Source organism: Duganella sp. OV510, assembly GCF_900100205.1.
Lineage (GTDB): Bacteria > Pseudomonadota > Gammaproteobacteria > Burkholderiales > Burkholderiaceae_D > Rugamonas.
This window is the reverse complement of the sequence record NZ_FNEQ01000008.1, coordinates 231,387-246,937: the sequence shown is the minus strand read 5'-3', so window position 1 is coordinate 246,937 and position 15,551 is coordinate 231,387. Positions and strand designations below refer to the sequence as shown.

General features: G+C 62.2%; 14 protein-coding genes. 7 read left to right on the top strand and 7 right to left on the bottom strand.

The features are described from left to right. Positions 1 to 2,079: a bifunctional rhamnulose-1-phosphate aldolase/short-chain dehydrogenase gene (locus tag BLS51_RS21305; protein WP_090188149.1), complete on the bottom strand. Its 2,079-nt coding sequence runs from the start codon at positions 2,077 to 2,079 to the stop codon at positions 1 to 3. A gap of 268 nt (positions 2,080 to 2,347) precedes the next feature. On the opposite strand from BLS51_RS21305, the gene BLS51_RS21300 reads away from it, so the two are divergent. From BLS51_RS21300 to BLS51_RS21270, 7 genes are read left to right on the top strand one after another with little or no spacing between them, the layout of a single operon-like run. Further along, a complete protein-coding gene (locus BLS51_RS21300; protein ID WP_090188145.1) occupies positions 2,348 to 3,217 on the top strand; it encodes a DeoR/GlpR family DNA-binding transcription regulator in 870 nt (289 codons plus the stop codon). After that, entirely contained in the window at positions 3,214 to 4,221 is a 1,008-nt protein-coding gene (gene rhaS / locus BLS51_RS21295) for a rhamnose ABC transporter substrate-binding protein (protein ID WP_090188140.1), read from the top strand. Before BLS51_RS21300 ends, rhaS begins: the two co-directional genes overlap by 4 nt. 12 nt (positions 4,222 to 4,233) lie before the next feature. Further along, entirely contained in the window at positions 4,234 to 5,751 is a 1,518-nt protein-coding gene (locus tag BLS51_RS21290; RefSeq protein WP_090188136.1) for a sugar ABC transporter ATP-binding protein, read from the top strand. Next, positions 5,748 to 6,737, top strand: a complete 990-nt coding sequence (locus BLS51_RS21285; protein WP_307188161.1) for an ABC transporter permease — start codon at positions 5,748 to 5,750, stop codon at positions 6,735 to 6,737. Before BLS51_RS21290 ends, BLS51_RS21285 begins: the two co-directional genes overlap by 4 nt. Then, the gene (locus BLS51_RS21280) at positions 6,734 to 7,750 is read left to right on the top strand and encodes an ABC transporter permease (protein ID WP_090188128.1); all 1,017 of its coding nucleotides are present in this window, start codon (positions 6,734 to 6,736) and stop codon (positions 7,748 to 7,750) included. Before BLS51_RS21285 ends, BLS51_RS21280 begins: the two co-directional genes overlap by 4 nt. After that, complete coding sequence (locus tag BLS51_RS21275; protein ID WP_090188124.1) at positions 7,747 to 9,099, top strand: FGGY-family carbohydrate kinase; 1,353 nt, start codon at positions 7,747 to 7,749, stop codon at positions 9,097 to 9,099. The genes BLS51_RS21280 and BLS51_RS21275 overlap by 4 nt, the downstream gene beginning before the upstream one ends. 40 nt (positions 9,100 to 9,139) lie before the next feature. Continuing rightward, the gene (locus BLS51_RS21270; protein ID WP_090188491.1) at positions 9,140 to 10,801 is read left to right on the top strand and encodes an FAD-dependent oxidoreductase; all 1,662 of its coding nucleotides are present in this window, start codon (positions 9,140 to 9,142) and stop codon (positions 10,799 to 10,801) included. On the opposite strand, the gene BLS51_RS21265 is transcribed toward BLS51_RS21270, so the two are convergent. From BLS51_RS21265 to BLS51_RS21240, 6 genes are all read right to left on the bottom strand, one after another. After that, the gene (locus BLS51_RS21265; protein ID WP_090188121.1) at positions 10,798 to 11,085 is read right to left on the bottom strand and encodes a hypothetical protein; all 288 of its coding nucleotides are present in this window, start codon (positions 11,083 to 11,085) and stop codon (positions 10,798 to 10,800) included. The genes BLS51_RS21270 and BLS51_RS21265 overlap by 4 nt on opposite strands. Positions 11,086 to 11,097: 12 nt before the next feature. After that, a complete protein-coding gene (gene fabI / locus BLS51_RS21260; protein WP_090188118.1) occupies positions 11,098 to 11,874 on the bottom strand; it encodes an enoyl-ACP reductase FabI in 777 nt (258 codons plus the stop codon). Then, positions 11,871 to 13,064: an acetate/propionate family kinase gene (locus BLS51_RS21255; RefSeq protein ID WP_090188114.1), complete on the bottom strand. Its 1,194-nt coding sequence runs from the start codon at positions 13,062 to 13,064 to the stop codon at positions 11,871 to 11,873. Before BLS51_RS21255 ends, fabI begins: the two co-directional genes overlap by 4 nt. A 4-nt stretch (positions 13,065 to 13,068) precedes the next feature. Beyond that, entirely contained in the window at positions 13,069 to 14,010 is a 942-nt protein-coding gene (locus tag BLS51_RS21250) for a phosphate acetyltransferase (RefSeq protein ID WP_090188110.1), read from the bottom strand. A 75-nt stretch (positions 14,011 to 14,085) separates the two neighbouring features. After that, the gene (locus BLS51_RS21245; RefSeq protein WP_090188105.1) at positions 14,086 to 14,271 is read right to left on the bottom strand and encodes a hypothetical protein; all 186 of its coding nucleotides are present in this window, start codon (positions 14,269 to 14,271) and stop codon (positions 14,086 to 14,088) included. Then, positions 14,268 to 15,440 (bottom strand): PepSY-associated TM helix domain-containing protein, encoded by a 1,173-nt coding sequence (locus tag BLS51_RS21240; protein WP_090188102.1) that lies wholly within the window; start codon positions 15,438 to 15,440, stop codon positions 14,268 to 14,270. The genes BLS51_RS21245 and BLS51_RS21240 overlap by 4 nt, the downstream gene beginning before the upstream one ends. Between the last annotated feature and the right edge of the window lie 111 nt (positions 15,441 to 15,551).

Genomic DNA, 15,551 nt, shown 5'->3' with positions numbered 1-15,551 from the left:
TTATCGTGTAAATGCTCCGGCATTGCCGGCGTCGACGTTGAGGATATTACCAGTGCTCTTGGCTGCCTTGTCGCTGGCCAGGAAGTACACCGCCTCGGCGATATCTTCGGGCAGCACGCTCAGTTTCAGCATGCTGCGCTGGCGGTAAAATTCTTCGACGTCGTCAGCTTCGATTTTATTCGACTGCGCGCGTTCCTGCTTCCATTTGCCGTCCCAGATGCGCGAGCCGCGTATCACCGCATCCGGATTGACCACGTTGACGCGGATGCCGTGCGGCGCACCTTCCAGCGCGATGCAGCGCGCCAGGTGGATCTCTGCCGCCTTGGCGGTGCAGTAGGCCGATGCGCCGGCCGACGCCACCAGGCCGTTTTTGCTGGCGACGAAGACCATGGAACCACCCAGCTTTTGCTGCTTCATGATGCGGAAAGCAGCGCGGCTGGCGAGGAAGTAGCCTTTCACCAGAATGTCCTGGTTACGCTGCCAGACCTCCAGCGTGGTGTCTTCCAGCGGCGCCGACGAGGCGATGCCGGCGTTGGAGATCAGCAGGTCAACGCCGCCGAACTTCAGTGCCGACGCCGTCAGGATGTCGTCCACCGCCTCCTCGCTGGTGATGTTGGCCACCACGCTGGCAACGTTGTCCTTGCCGGCCACCTTGGCCAGCGCCTTGTGCGCCTCGGCCAGCGCTTCGCTGTCGATATCGGTCAGCAGCACGCAGGCGCCCTCTTGCAGCAGCTGCCTTGCCACCGCCTGGCCGATACCACCGGCACCGCCGGTGACCAGGGCGATACGCCCGGCCAGCGATTTCGGCTTCGGCATGCGCTGTAGCTTGGCTTCTTCCAGCAGCCAGTATTCGATGTCGAAGGCTTCCTGCTCCGGCAGGCCGACGTATTTGTCGACGCCATTCGCGCCGCGCATCACGTTGATCGCGTTGATATAGAACTCGCCGGCGATGCGCGCGGTGGCCTTGTCCTTGGCGAAGGACAGCATGCCGACGCCGGGTATCAGGTAGATGATCGGATTGGCGTCGCGCACCGCCGGGCTGTTGGCGTGCTTGCAGCGCTCGTGGTAGGCCACGTAGTCCGCGCGGTATTGGGCCAGCGCGTCATCCAGACCCGAAACCAGTTGATCGAAATCCTGCTGATAATCGATCACGAATGGGCGGATTTTGGTGCGCAGGAAGTGGTCCGGGCACGACGTGCCCAGCGCCGCCAATGGCGCGAGATCGCGGCTGCAAACGAATTCCAACACCGCATCGCTGTCGTCGAAGTGACCGAGCTTGTACTCATCCTGGCTGATTTTCCCGCGCAGCAGCGGCATCAGCTTCGCCGCCAGCGCGGCGCGTTCCGCCGCCGGCAGCGGCTGGCTAGCCTGGCCGCCGAACACCGGCTGCTGGACATTGGCCGACAGCCATTCCTCGGCGCGCTTGATGATGGCCAGCGTGGTTTCGTAGCAGGACTTGGCGGTGTCGCCCCAGGTGAACAGGCCGTGGCCTTCGAGGATAATACCCTTCAGCTGCGGCTGCGATTGCGACAGCACCTCCAGCTTCAGGCCCAGATCATAGCCGGGACGCTGCCATGGCAGCCATCCCAGTTCGCCTTCAAAAATCTTCTCGGTCAGTGCCTGACTGCTGGCGCAGGCGGCAATCGCGATCACTGAATCCGGATGCATGTGGTCGACGTGCTTGCGCGCGATGTAGGCATGCAGCGGCGTGTCGATGCTGGCGGCGCGCGGATTCAGGTTGAAGGTGCAGTGTGGCAGATACGCCACCATCTCGTCTTCATGCGCCAGGCCGCGATAACGGGCTTTCAGCGCCTGCAGCTTGTCCATGTACAGCGTCGAAAAACCGTCGATCTTGATGCTGCCCAGGTCGCCGCCGGAACCCTTCACCCACAGCACTTCCACCTGCTCACCGCTCAACGGATCAGCCATCATCACCTTGGCGGAGGTATTGCCGCCGCCGAAATTGGTGATACGCAGGTCCGATCCAAGCAGATTGGAACGGTACAGCAGCAGCTCAGGCTCCGTCATGCTGGCAGCGGCTGCGTCGTCCCATAAGGAAGTGATCGGTGATTCTTTCATTGCTGGTCTCCGTATTGTGTTTTTACGTCGACCAGTAGAAATCAGCAGGAAGTGAGTGTCAATGCGGAAGCAATCAACATGATGACTAAGAACCAAATAATCATATCGATGATCGGATTACGATCAAAAACCGCAACGACCAGAAAACAATCAATTATTTGATCGCGAGATGATTGACGTGCGATTTAGAAGTGTTTAGCCTTTAACGTTAACAAACAGGCACACCGCAGTAAATGACGGTAGTAGACCGATATAAAAGGAGACTGAAATGGTAAATCACAAGCGTCGCAAGCGTTTGCTGAAGCTGCTTGCCGAACATAATACGGCCAGCGTGCCGCAACTGGTCGACTGGCTGAATGCCTCGCCGGCCACGGTGCGGCGTGACATCAGCTGGTTGGCTGCCCGCAGCCTGCTCACCCGGACGCGCGGCGGAGCCGCTAATCTTGAGCAGAAAAAGCGCGGCTTCACCCTCACCAGCGAGACCTTCCAGAACAATATCCAGTGCCGCGCCGAGCACAAACGCGCCATCGCCCGCTACGCGGCCGGCATGTGCAACGATGGCGAGACCATCATCATCAATGGCGGTACCACCACCTTCATGATGGCCGAGTTCCTGACCGACCATCACCTCAAGATCCTCACCAATTCCTTCCTGATGGCCGAGCGTCTGCTGGTCTCCAGCGAGAACGAGATCATCGTCCCCGGCGGCAAGGTGTACCGCGAACAGAACGTCATCCTCAGCCCTTTCGACAACGACATCACCCAGCACCACTACGCCGCCAAGATGTTCATGAGCGTCTACGGCCTGTCGCTGCTTGGCCTGATGGAGGCCGACCCGCTGCTGATCCAGGCAGAGAAGCGGCTGATCTCGCAGGCCGAGGAACTGATCGTGCTGGCCGACAGCTCCAAGTTCTCGAAGAAAGCGGGCCTGATCCTGTGCGGATTGAATCGCGTATCGACGGTCATCACCGACACCGACGCCTCCGATTCCGCCGTCCAGCTATTGGAGCAATCGGGCGTGCGCGTGGTCACCGTGGGACCGGAAGCGATGCCGAAGCAGATGACGCCATCGGTATTCAATGCACCTTACGGCTATGAAGCCGCGCTGGGGATGTACCATCCGGAGGCTGCCCATTGAAACTCAGGAAGATCGTATTGGCGGCCGTTGCCGCCGGCCTGCTTGCGGCCATCGCCGGCTGCAAGGAACAGGCGCCTGACAAGATCCGCATCGCCATGGTGGTGAAAAACCTCGGCAATGGCTTCTTTGACGCCGCGCACACCGGCGCCGAGGATGCCGCCAAGGAGCTGAAAAACGTCGAGATCATCTACACCGGTCCCACCACGCCAAGCGCGGAAGGCCAGATCGAGATCATCAACTCGCTGATCAGCCAGAAGGTCAACGCCATCGTCATCTCGGCCAACGACCCGAACGCGCTGGTGCCGATCGCCAAGAAGGCCATGGCACGTGGCATCAAGGTGGTGTCATTCGACAGCGGCCTGGCCAAGGAAGGCCGGCTGATGCAGCTGAATCCATCCAACGCGGAGCTGATCGGCTTGAAGCAGATCCAGATGGCATCCGACGCCATCGGCGGCCAGGGCGAGATCGCCATTCTGTCCGCATCGGCGCAGGCCACCAACCAGAATATCTGGATCGGCGTGATGAAGAAGGTGCTGGAACAGCCGGAGTTCAGCAAGATGAAACTGGTGACGGTGACTTATGGCGACGACCAGTCGGACAAGAGCTACCGCGAGGCGATTGGCCTGCTGCGCAGCTATCCGAACTTGAAGGCGATCATTGCGCCGACGACCGTGGGCATCAACGCCGCCAGCAAGGCGGTGGTGGATGAGCACCTGGTGGGCAAGGTATTCGTCACCGGCCTGGGGCTGCCGTCCGAGATGGCCGGCCACGTCAAGAGCGGCGCGGTGCGCGAGTTCGCCATCTGGAATCCGATTGACCTGGGCTACGCGGCAACCTATGCGGCGTATGACTTCGTGAAGAATCAGCCTACCGCGCGCCCCGGCGGCAGCATCAACGCCGGCCGCATGGGCAATATCGCCATCGACGCCAATGGCGAAGGTGCGATGGCACCACCGTTCACCTATAACAAGGGTAACGTCGACAAATTCTCCAAGATCTTCTGAACCGGGCTTCTTATGAATACGAACACAAGCCCGGTGCTGCAACTGACCGGGATCTGCAAGCGATTTGCAGGCATTGTCGCGCTTAATCAAGTCTCGCTGACGGTACGCGCCGGCGAAGTGATGGCGCTGATTGGCGAGAACGGCGCCGGCAAATCAACGCTGGTCAAGACGCTGACCGGCATTTATCAGCCGGATGAAGGCAGCATTACGCTGGGCGGCGAGCGCCTTGCCTTCGCCACCGCGCAGGACGCCATGCAGGCCGGGATCACGGCCGTACACCAGGAAACCGTGATGTTCGACGAATTGACGGTGGCTGAAAATATCTACGTCGGCCGCCAGCCGTGCCGTGGTGGCCGCGTTGACTGGAAGCGCATTGAGGCGGAAGCCGAAAAGCTGTTCGAGCGGCTGGAAGTGGCGCTGCCGGTGCGCGCCCGCGTCAAGGATTTAAGCGTGGCGCAACGCCATTTCGTTGAAATCGCCCGTGCGTTGTCACAGGATGCGCGCGTCGTGATTCTGGACGAGCCGACGGCTTCGCTGTCGCAGCGCGAAATCCAGGAACTGTACCGCATCATTCGCCAGTTGCGCGACGCTGGCACGGCGGTCATCTTCATCTCGCATAAATTCGACGAGATCTTCGCCGTGGCCGACAGCTACACGGTGCTGCGCGATGGCCAGTTCATCGCCGACGGCGCGCTGGCCGATATCACCGAGCCAGAACTGGTGTCGCTGATGGTGGGCCGTTCGGTCAAGGAGGCTTATCCCAAAGCGGCCGTCACACCGGGCGATGTGGTGCTCGAAGTGAGCGCTTTCTCCCACCCGACGGAATTCGACAATGTCAGCTTCAAGCTGCGGCAAGGCGAGATACTGGGCTTTTATGGCCTGGTCGGCGCCGGCCGCTCGGAAGTCATGCAAGCACTGTTTGGCCTGACGCCTGGCGCCAACGGCAAGGTGGTCATTCATGGCAAGGAGGTGCGCATCACCTCCCCGGCCAGCGCCATCGCACATGGCATTGCCTATGTGCCGGAAGACCGCCAGCACCAGGGCGCGCATCTGACGCTGCCGATTCTGCACAACATCACGCTGCCGATTTTGTCGCGGGTTGGTTTCTTCCTGCGTGGCCATCGCGCGCAGGAGAACAAGATTGCGCGCCACTATGCGGAGCAGCTGGAATTGAAAGCAGCGCACCTGACGCAGAATGTCTCCGAGCTTTCCGGTGGCAACCAGCAGAAAGTCGTGCTGGGCAAGTGGCTGGCGACCGATCCGAAAGTGATCATCCTTGATGAGCCGACCAAGGGCATCGATATCGGCTCCAAGGCCGCAGTGCACCGCTTCATCAGCGAACTGGTGGCCAAGGGCTTGTCGGTGATACTGGTTTCATCCGAGCTGCCCGAAGTGATGGGCCTTGCGGACCGCATCGTCGTGATGCATCAGGGCCGTATCGAAAATGTCTACGCGCGCGGCGAGGCCACGGCGGAAGTGATCGTGGCTGCGGCGTCAGGCAGCGAACTGCCGCAGGAGGAATGCGCATGATGCTGAAGATGCGGGAAACCCAACTAGCCTTGTGCATCGTCGCGCTGATCGCACTGGTCGGCGCGCGAGCACCGGTGTTTGTCACGCCGGGCAGCCTGTCCAATCTGCTGACCGACAGTACGCTGTTGGTCATGCTGGCGCTGGCGCAAATGCTGGTGATTGTCACACGCGGCGTGGATTTGTCGATGGCGTCCAGCCTGGCGCTGGCCGGGATGATGTCGGCGCTGCTGGCGTCGCGCTTCCCTGCCCTGCCGCTGTTCATCGTGGTACTGGTGGCTGTGGCGATCGGTCTGGGGCTTGGCCTTATCAATGGCTATCTGATCGGCTACCTGGAGCTGCCGCCGATCGTGGTCACGCTGGGCACCATGAGTGTGTATCGCGGCATGGTATTTGTGTTGTCGGGTGGCGCCTGGGTATCGTCGCATCAGATGCCAGCGGACTTTATCGCCTTCCCGCTGACGAAGCTGTTCGGCGTAACGCATCTGGTGTGGATTGCGGCGCTGGTGGTGCTGGCCGCCTGGTATGTCGCGCGTTACAGCCGCTTTGGCCGTGACCTCTACGCCATCGGCAACGAGCCTTCATCGGCACGTTATGTCGGCATTCCGATTGCGCGGCGGCTGTTGTGGACCTATGGCCTGGCCGGCGCCATGGCCGGCTTGTGCGGCTACTTATGGGTGGCGCGTTACGCCGTGGCGTATACCGAGATTGCGTACGGCTTTGAGTTTACCGTCATTGCCGCCTGCGTCATCGGCGGCATCAGCATCGCCGGTGGAAGTGGCAGCGTGGCTGGCGCGGTGCTCGGCGGCTTGTTCCTGGCAGTGATCGGCAACGCGCTGCCGGTGGTAAAAGTATCGCCGTTCTGGCAGAGCGCCCTGACCGGCCTGGTGATCCTGACGGCAGTGCTGATTAACGCCCGCAACGGCAAGCAAGGCGGCCGGCAGATCCTGCCGCTGCATCTGAACAAAGCAACAGGGAGCGCGGCATGAGCACCATCACTTCTACCGGCGGCAACGCAGCCCACAGCTCACGCTATGTCATCGCCGACAAGCCGCAAGGCGGGCTGCGCGCCGCGCTGGCCAGCCGTGAAGCGCTGCTGGCGCTATTGCTGCTGGGTGTACTCGGTGTCAATGGCATCCTGCTGCCCAACTTCCTCGATCCGTACAATCTGGCCGACAGCACTTTCAACTTCAGCGAGAAGGCGCTGATCGCCCTGCCGATGGCGCTGCTCATCATCTGCCGCGAAATCGACATCTCCGTCTCCGGCATCCTGGCGCTGTCCTCGGTGGCCATGGGGCTGGCGCATGCCAACGGCATGCCGCCGGAAGCGCTGCTGCCGATCGCCATCGCCACCGGCATGCTGTGCGGCTGCCTGAATGGCATCATGGTCACGCAGTTTGGATTACCGTCCATCGTCGTCACCATCGGCACTGTGTCATTGTTCCGTGGCCTGGCAAGCGTGGTGCTGGGCGACAAAGCCTTCACCGGCTACCCGCAAGCGATGGCCGACTGGGGCCAGGGCTACTTCTTCGATTTCATCCCGCGAGAATTCGTCGTGCTGCTGGTGTTTGCCGCATTGTTCGCCGGCGTGCTGCACACCACCAGCTGGGGGCGGCGCATCTACGCCATCGGCAATAACCCGATCGCCGCGCGCTTCTCCGGCATCCACGTCGACCGCTACCGCTTGATGCTGTTCATGCTGACCGGCGCCATGGCCGGCCTGGCCGGCTACCTGCTGACTGGTCGTATCGGCAGCACGCGTCCCAACATCGCCATGGGCTGGGAGCTGGAAGTCATCACCATGGTCATCCTCGGTGGCGTCAGCATTGCCGGTGGCGCGGGCACCATCGCTGGCGTCATGCTGGCCGTGCTAACGCTGGGCGCTGTCACCTATGGCCTGCAGATGGCGAATATTCCCGGCATCTACATGACGATTGTGATCGGCGTGCTGCTGCTGGCGACGATCGCCTTGCCACGCCTGCTGCGGGCACGGAAGAAATGACGGCCACCATTGTTCTGGATATCGGCAAAACCAACGTCAAGCTGGTGCTGCTGGATGATACCGGCGCGGTAGTGGCCGAACGGCGCATGGCCAACGCGGTCGTGCGCGGCGGTCCTTACCCACACTACGATACGGAGCACATCTGGTCCTGGCTGCTCGATGGCTTGCAGTCCTATGCGCGGCTGGCGTACATCGGCGCCATCGTGCCGGTCACGCACGGCGCCACTGCGGCGCTGGTGGATCAGGATGGGCTGGTGCTGCCAGTGCTGGATTATGAATACGAGCCGCCGGCCGAGCAGGTGGCGCAGTACGCCGCCAGTCGCCCGGCGTACACTGACACCCGCTCGCCTCAGTTGCCAGCCGGTTTGAATCTCGGCCGCCAATTGGCCTGGCAGGCGCACGCGTTTCCGGCGGAATTCCAGCGCGCGCGCCACATTCTGATGTATCCGCAGTATTGGGCGTGGCGGCTGTCCGGTGTCGCCGCCAGCGAAGTCACCTCGCTGGGCTGCCATACCGACTTGTGGCAGCCGGCGCGCCAGCAGTATTCTTTGCTGGTGGAAGGCATGGGCTGGACCGCTCTGTTCCCGCCATTACGGCCGGCGTGGGAGGCATTGGGCGACATCAAGCCTGAACTCGCGCAGCAGACCGGTTTGCCAGCGGACTGCCGCATTCTGTGTGGCATCCACGATAGCAACGCCTCGCTGCTGCGCCACCTGACCGCCGACACCCCACCCGCCGTGCTATCGACCGGCACCTGGGTCATTGCCGCCGCACCGGGCAAGCAGCTGGATGGCCTGTGCGAACAAGCCGACATGCTGGCCAACACCAGCGCGCTGGGACAAGCGGTCGCCTGCATGCGCTTCATGGGCGGCCGCGAATTCAGCGAACTGGCCGGCGCGGACGCCACGCCATGTACGCTCGAAGACCTGCAAGCGCTCATCAGCCAGGGCACCTTCGCCCTGCCCAGCTTTGCCGGCGCCACCGGTCCGTTCGCCCAGCGTACCGGCGACATCCGGGGACCAGCACCACGCGACAGCCGCCAACGCTACGCGCTCGCCACGCTGTATTGTGTGCTGATGAGCGACTACTGCCTGACCGCGCTGGGTGTCGATGGCGAGGTCGTGGTCGAAGGCAGCTTCACCGGCAATCCCTGGTTTGCGCCGCTGCTGGCCGCGCTGCGCCCGCAACAACAAGTTAGCAGCACCGATGACAGCAGCGGCACAACCTGCGGCGGATGGCTGCTGCATCATTGGGGACGCGCGCCGGCAAGCCAGAAGCAAATCGCATCGCCGCTTCCGTTGTCCGGCTGGCAGGAATACAAACAACAGTGGCTGAAAGTCTTACTTTAGAATCTGGCGAAAGAGGAAAAAACCACGCTAGACTATGGCCATGGCCATCTACGACACCTTCAAAACCCGCACCGCGCAAGCGCTTCCCAAACTGACGCCGGCAGAGATCAAGCGCATTCAGCGCTTTGGCACCCTGGTCTGCTACCGTGATGGCGAACGGATGTACGAAGCGGGCAACAGCAGCTTTGGCCTGTTCGTGGTGCTGAAGGGTAGCATCCGCATCAGCCGCCACGATGGTCTTGGCAACACCTCCATCATCACTGAACATGGCGTTGGCGAATTTGCCGGGGAAATCAGCCAGCTGGCTGGCGCGCCATCGCTGGTTAACGGTGACGCGGTTGGCGAGGTCGAAGCGCTGGCGCTGACCACTGAATCGCTGCGCGCCCTGCTGATCGCCGAGGCGGAACTGGGTGAACGCATCGTCCGCGCCTTCATCCTGCGCCGCGTCGAGCAGCTGGACAACAAGGACGGTGGCGTGGTGCTGGTCGCCCCGCCCGGCCACGCGCGCATGCACGCGCTGCAGGGCTGGCTGTCCAGTAACGGCTTGCCACACCGCGTGCTGGACCCGCGCAGCGACGAGCAGGCACGCGCGCTGGTCGAGCGTTTCCAGCCCGAGGCCCACGACTGGCCGCTGGCAGTGTGTCCCGACGGTGGCGTCAAAAAGAATCCCAGCGCAGTGGATTTGGGACGCTGCCTTGGCACGTTGCCAGAACTAAGCCCGGAGCAGATTTGGGATGTGATCGTGGTGGGCGCGGGGCCGGCGGGACTGGCGACGGCCGTATATGCAGCGTCGGAAGGCTTGTCGGTGCTGGTGCTGGAGACGCGCGCCTATGGCGGCCAGGCGGCAGCCAGCGCGCGCATCGAGAATTATCTGGGCTTCCCGACCGGGATTTCAGGCGGTGCGCTGGCCGGCCGCGCCTTCGTGCAATCGCAGAAATTTGGCGTCAAGATGGCGATCCCGGCGCCGGCAGGACGGCTGTTGTGCGACACCTATCCGATACAGGTCGAAATGTGCGGCAGCCTGACGCTGCTGCAAGGTCGCACGGTGGTGCTGTCCTGCGGTGCGCGCTATCGCCGCCCTTCGCTGGCGAATCTCAAGCAGTTCGAGGGCAAAGGCGTGTACTACTGGGCCTCGCCGCTGGAAGCGGGCCTGTGCGGCAGCCAGGAAGTGATACTGGTCGGCGGCGGTAATTCGGCCGGTCAGGCGGCGGTCTACCTGTCCGGCCATGCGGCCAAGGTGCATATGCTGATCCGCAAGGATGGCCTGAGCTCCACCATGTCCAGCTACCTGATCGAACGGATTGCAGCCACGCCGAATATCGAGCTGCACGTGGAATCGGAAATCGTCGCGCTGGAAGGCTGCGACGAGGACGGCTTGCAGCAGGTACGCGTGCGCAATCACCGCACGCAGCTGGAGACAGACTATGACATCTGCCGCGTCTTCCTGTTCATCGGCGCCGACCCGAACACCGGCTGGCTGGGCGATTGCGGTGTACAGGTGGACGATAAAGGCTTCATCCTCACCGGTTACGACCTGCCGGGCGGACCTTGTACCGAACGCGCCAGCCTGGAAACCAGCGTGCCGGGCGTGTTTGCGATTGGCGATGTGCGCGCCCGTTCGACCAAGCGCGTGGCGGCGGCGGTGGGCGAAGGCGCCGCCGTGGTGTCGCAGATCCACGGCTTCCTCGCCAGTCGCGTTTAGCGGAAATTGATGCGGTGATGTGGTGCGATATCGTGAAACACGTCCTCCTGATGCAGCGGGATATACAGGTGCAGCTTTTTACCGCGATGGAAAACCCCGCGTAGCTGGTTGCACACGTTCCATACCCGTTCATAGGAATCCGCCACCTCGATCAGCGCCCAGGGATTGTCGTCCATGCCCTGGCGGATCATGCTGACGCGCTTCACATGGAAGTACAGCGCCAGGTCTTCGGCGATGCTGACTTCGCAGGCATCGCCATGCAGGCCGGATAAGATTACTTGCATGTGCCGCTCCTCTCAAGCGATGATATTCAGGCCGCCGTCGACATAGACGGTGCTGCCGGTCAGCCGTTTGGCGTACGGCGAAGCCAGATAGGCGCAGGTGTTGCCGACATCGATGATGTCGACCAGTTCTCCCAGCGGTGCACGCTGGACAGCTTCACTCAGCAAGTGATCGAAGTCTTTCAGGCCGGAGGCTGCGCGGGTTTGCAGTGGACCTGGCGAAATGGCGTGCACGCGGATCTCGCGTGGCCCCAGCTCATAAGCCAGGTAACGGCAAGACGCCTCTAACGCCGCCTTCACCGGCCCCATAACGTTGTAGTTGGGGACCACCTTGTCAGCGCCGTGATAGCTCATGGCGAACATGCTGCCGCCCTGCTTCATCAGCGGCGCTGCCAGCTTCGCCATGCGGACAAAGGAATGGCAGGACACATCCATCGCCTGCAGGAAGCCTTCCAGCGAGCAGTCGAGCAAGCCGCCTTGCAGGTCGGCCTTGGGTGCGAAGGCGATGGAATGGACCAGGATGTCCAGCGTGCCCTTTTCCGCCAGCGCGGTGAAAACAGCTTCCAGCTGGCCGGCTTGCATGACGTCCAGCGGCAGCAGTTGCGCATCAATCTGCGCGGCCAGCGGCGCCACATGCGGCAGCGCCTTCTCGTTCAGGTAAGTCAGCACTACTTCCGCGCCCAGCTTGCGGAACGCCAGCGCGCAGCCCCAGGCGATCGAATGTTCATTGGCCACGCCAACCACCAGCGCGCGCTTGCCGGTCAGGATGGGATAGATGGTTTCCGTGTTCATGCCGCCTCCACCACGTCCAGCGCATGGCGCGCGATCATCAGTTCTTCGTTGGCCGGCACCACCCATACGGCGACCTTGCTGTCTGCCTTGCTGATGCGGGCGATGCGGCCGGCTGCGGCGGCATTGGCGGCAGCGTCCAGCTGCACGCCCAGCCAGGCGGCGTCGCGGCAGACGGCGGCGCGCAAGGCGACACTGTTCTCGCCGATCCCGCCGGAAAACACCAGCGCATCGATGCCGCCAAGCGCCGCCGCCAGCGAGCCCAGTTCACGGCCGATGCGGTACACCATCAGGTCGATGGCCATCTTTGCGCGCGGATCGTCGCTCTGTTCCAGCGTGCGCATATCTGAAGAAATGCCCGACACGCCCAGCAGGCCGGATTGCTGATACATCAGCTTCTGCACCGCCGCCACATCCATGCCCAGTTCCTGCATCAGGTACAACACGACGCCTGGATCGAGAGCGCCACAACGGGTGCCCATCGGCAGGCCATCAACGGCGGTAAAACCCATGGTGCTGGCGACGCTGCGGCCGGCGTCCATCGCGCACATGCTGGCGCCGTTGCCCAGGTGCGCCGCCACGACGCGGGCGTGGCCGAGGCCAGGCTCCGCCTGCGGCAACACGCTGGCGATGTATTCATATGACAGGCCGTGGAAGCCGTAACGGCGCACACCCAGGTCGGTGATGTTGGACGGCAGCGCAAACTCCTGCGCCTCCGCCGGCTGGCCGACATGAAACGCCGTGTCGAAGCAGCCGATCTGCGGAACGTGCGGCGCCATCGCCATCACCGAGCGCACCGGCGCCAGGTTGTGCGGCAAATGCAGTGGCGCCAGCGGCACCAGTTTTTCCAGCTCGTCGACCAGCGCTGCATCCAGGCGCTGCGGCCCGCTGTGCGCCTGGCCGCCGTGCACGATGCGGTGGCCGACAGCGATCACGCGATGCCCATCCAGATGTGTCTGGGCGAAATCGATCAGGAAGCGCATGCCGCCTTCATGGTCCAGCGGACCGTCACGCCAGTGGCGCTCGCCGACCACGCCGTCCTGCGCATCCTGGGCGATGAAGCGCGCCACGCCGCTGTACAGGTTTTCGATCTTGCCGCGCATGGTCAGATCCAGCGCCGGCCCGCTATACATCGAGAATTTGATGCTGGACGAGCCAGCGTTGATGACGATGACGCTATCGTTATCCTGCATGCATTCAGCTCCCCAGAATACGCGAACCAGACAGTTTGCTGTGCGCGACCAGTACAGCCACCGCACACGACGCCAGGCGTGCCTGTACAGTATCCGCACGGCTGGTAAGGATCACCGGTACACGCGCACCCAGCACGATGCCGGCAGCACTGGCGCCGGCCATGAAGCTCAGGCTCTTGGCCAGCATGTTGCCGGCTTCCAGATCCGGCGCCAGCAGCACATTGGCCTGGCCTGCGACCGGTGACACCAGGTGTTTGATGGCGGCGGCCTGTGGATCGATGGCGTTATCCATGGCCAGCGGGCCATCCAGCAGCGCGCCGGTGATCTGGCCGCGATCGGCCATCTTGCACAGCGCGGCGGCGTCGATGGTCGATGGCATCTTGGCGCTGACCGTTTCCACGGCCGCCAGAATGGCGACCTTGACCGGATTGAAGCGCAGGATGTGCGCCAGGTCGATGGCGTTCTGCACGATGTCGACCTTGTCCGCCAGCGTCGGCACGATGTTGACGGCGGCATCGGTAATAATCAGTGGCTCGGCGCGGTCCGGCACGTCCATCACGAAGCAATGGCTCAGGCGACGCGCGGTGCGCAAGCCGGTGGCGGTGGCCACCACGGCGCCCATCAGTTCATCGGTGTGCAGGCTGCCCTTCATCAGCGCGGTGGCCTGGCCTTCATGCACCAGCTGCACGGCGCGGGCTGCGGAAGCGTGACTGTGTTCGGTATCGACGATGGGCAGCGCAGAGATGTCCAGGCGGGCTGCATCGGCCTCCTGGCGGATGCGATCCACCGGGCCAACCAGTATCGGCTTGATCAATCCCATGCGCGCCGCGTCGAGCGCGCCTTCCAGCGCATTGCGGTCACATGGATGGGCTACAGCGACGGTAGCCGGGCCGGCATGACGCGCTGCAGCGATCAATCTATCGTAGTGCGGGTGCGGTCTTTCCATGCGATCTCCTCTATAGAACAGCATGGAAATGATAACAATCAGGTCAAATAAAGCAACCTAAATTTGTGCGTTGCATCAAGAAACCGATTGTTTCTTCCGACGCAAGCCGAACCACACGCACAGCAGCACCGGAATGCCTAGCGCAAAGGCTGAAACATGATCCCAAACGTCGTCGCCCAGCAGCGCGGATATCAGGCCAATGATGGTCAGCACGGCCAGCACGATGGGCGCGCCCCACATGCGCATGAATGGGCTGCTCATCGTGCATCTCCTTCGGTTGCCAGCGCTGGCACGCCTACGTCCCTCGACGCATCAGCGGGAACAGCGGTGGTGCGTGCCGGTGCGGGTGCGCCACGCTTCAGCCACAGATACAGGCCGCTGCCCAACACGAAGATGGTGATGACATCCAGCGCCGCCCACAGGAACTGCATCCATGCGCCGCCGTAGTCGCCGAAGTGCAGCGGCTGCGAAATCAGCAGGCCGGTCAGATACCACGGCAGATTGCGGCGGTCGGTGATCTCAGTGGTTTGCGCGTCGACCAGTACAGGCTTGTACAGGCGCGAACTGAATGCCTCGTTACCGCGCATGAAAATGCCATAGTGGTGAGGGCTGGTGAACGGCGTGCCTGGGAAGGCGACGAAGCCGATCTTCATGCCAGGTTCGGCAGCGACTGCGTTATCCAGCGATTTCTGCATCGAGCCAAGCTGGCTTGGCGGCGGCAGGCCTTTGTACGGTGCGACCATTTCAGCCATCTCGGTGTATTGCCAGTATTTCAGCAACAGGTCAGCCCAGGTATTGATCATGCCGGTGGCGCCCACCACGAGCGCCCAGGTCAGCGTGACGATGCCGAGCATATTGTGCAGGTCCAGCCATTTGACGCGCGGACCACGCTCGCGGCGCACTTCGCCGAACTCCAGCTTGCGCATGAACGGTGCATACAGCACCACGCCAGAAATGATCGCGATCACCAGCAGCAGCCCCATAAAGCCGAGGAACAGCTTACCCCACAGGCCGGCGTACAGGTCGACGTGCAGGTGGAACATTACGCCGAGAAAGGTGCCTTCAAAGCTAGGCTCGCCCAGCACCTTGGCGGTGCGCGCATCGACGGCGATGGATTTGAATTTTTCGTCGGTCGGGTTATCGCCCACGGTCAGATACCAGATCGCTGGCTCGTCGGCCTCCTGCGACAGGTACATGGCAATCTTGCTCGGGTACAGCGCCTTGCCTGCGGCGATGACGTCGTCCATGCTGGCCATCGGCGTGGTGGCGGCCATTTCCGGCGCTTCAATGGCGTTGCCCAGCGCATGGTCAATTTCGTGGTGATAAATCAGCGGAAGTCCGGTGATGCACAGCAAGAGCATGAACACGGTGCAAACCAGGCTGCTCCACTTGTGTACCCATGCCCAGCGGCGGACGTTGTTCGGTGTCATTTTTTATCCAGTTTCAGTACCCAGACTACAATGATAATGCAAATTACTCTCATTTAAAGCAAAAAATCTTGGCAAGGAATATAATTGAGAACTATTCTCATCTAATTAATA

Coding starts and splice junctions, on each gene's coding strand:
- BLS51_RS21250 (WP_090188110.1), bottom strand. CDS start 14,010: ATGGAAAGACCGCACCCGCACTACGATAGATTGATCGCTGCAGCGCGT.
- BLS51_RS21300 (WP_090188145.1), top strand. CDS start 2,348: ATGGTAAATCACAAGCGTCGCAAGCGTTTGCTGAAGCTGCTTGCCGAA.
- BLS51_RS21265 (WP_090188121.1), bottom strand. CDS start 11,085: ATGCAAGTAATCTTATCCGGCCTGCATGGCGATGCCTGCGAAGTCAGC.
- BLS51_RS21290 (WP_090188136.1), top strand. CDS start 4,234: ATGAATACGAACACAAGCCCGGTGCTGCAACTGACCGGGATCTGCAAG.
- BLS51_RS21280 (WP_090188128.1), top strand. CDS start 6,734: ATGAGCACCATCACTTCTACCGGCGGCAACGCAGCCCACAGCTCACGC.
- BLS51_RS21240 (WP_090188102.1), bottom strand. CDS start 15,440: ATGACACCGAACAACGTCCGCCGCTGGGCATGGGTACACAAGTGGAGC.
- fabI (WP_090188118.1), bottom strand. CDS start 11,874: ATGAACACGGAAACCATCTATCCCATCCTGACCGGCAAGCGCGCGCTG.
- BLS51_RS21305 (WP_090188149.1), bottom strand. CDS start 2,079: ATGAAAGAATCACCGATCACTTCCTTATGGGACGACGCAGCCGCTGCC.
- BLS51_RS21285 (WP_307188161.1), top strand. CDS start 5,748: ATGATGCTGAAGATGCGGGAAACCCAACTAGCCTTGTGCATCGTCGCG.
- BLS51_RS21270 (WP_090188491.1), top strand. CDS start 9,140: ATGGCCATCTACGACACCTTCAAAACCCGCACCGCGCAAGCGCTTCCC.
- BLS51_RS21255 (WP_090188114.1), bottom strand. CDS start 13,064: ATGCAGGATAACGATAGCGTCATCGTCATCAACGCTGGCTCGTCCAGC.
- BLS51_RS21245 (WP_090188105.1), bottom strand. CDS start 14,271: ATGAGCAGCCCATTCATGCGCATGTGGGGCGCGCCCATCGTGCTGGCC.
- BLS51_RS21275 (WP_090188124.1), top strand. CDS start 7,747: ATGACGGCCACCATTGTTCTGGATATCGGCAAAACCAACGTCAAGCTG.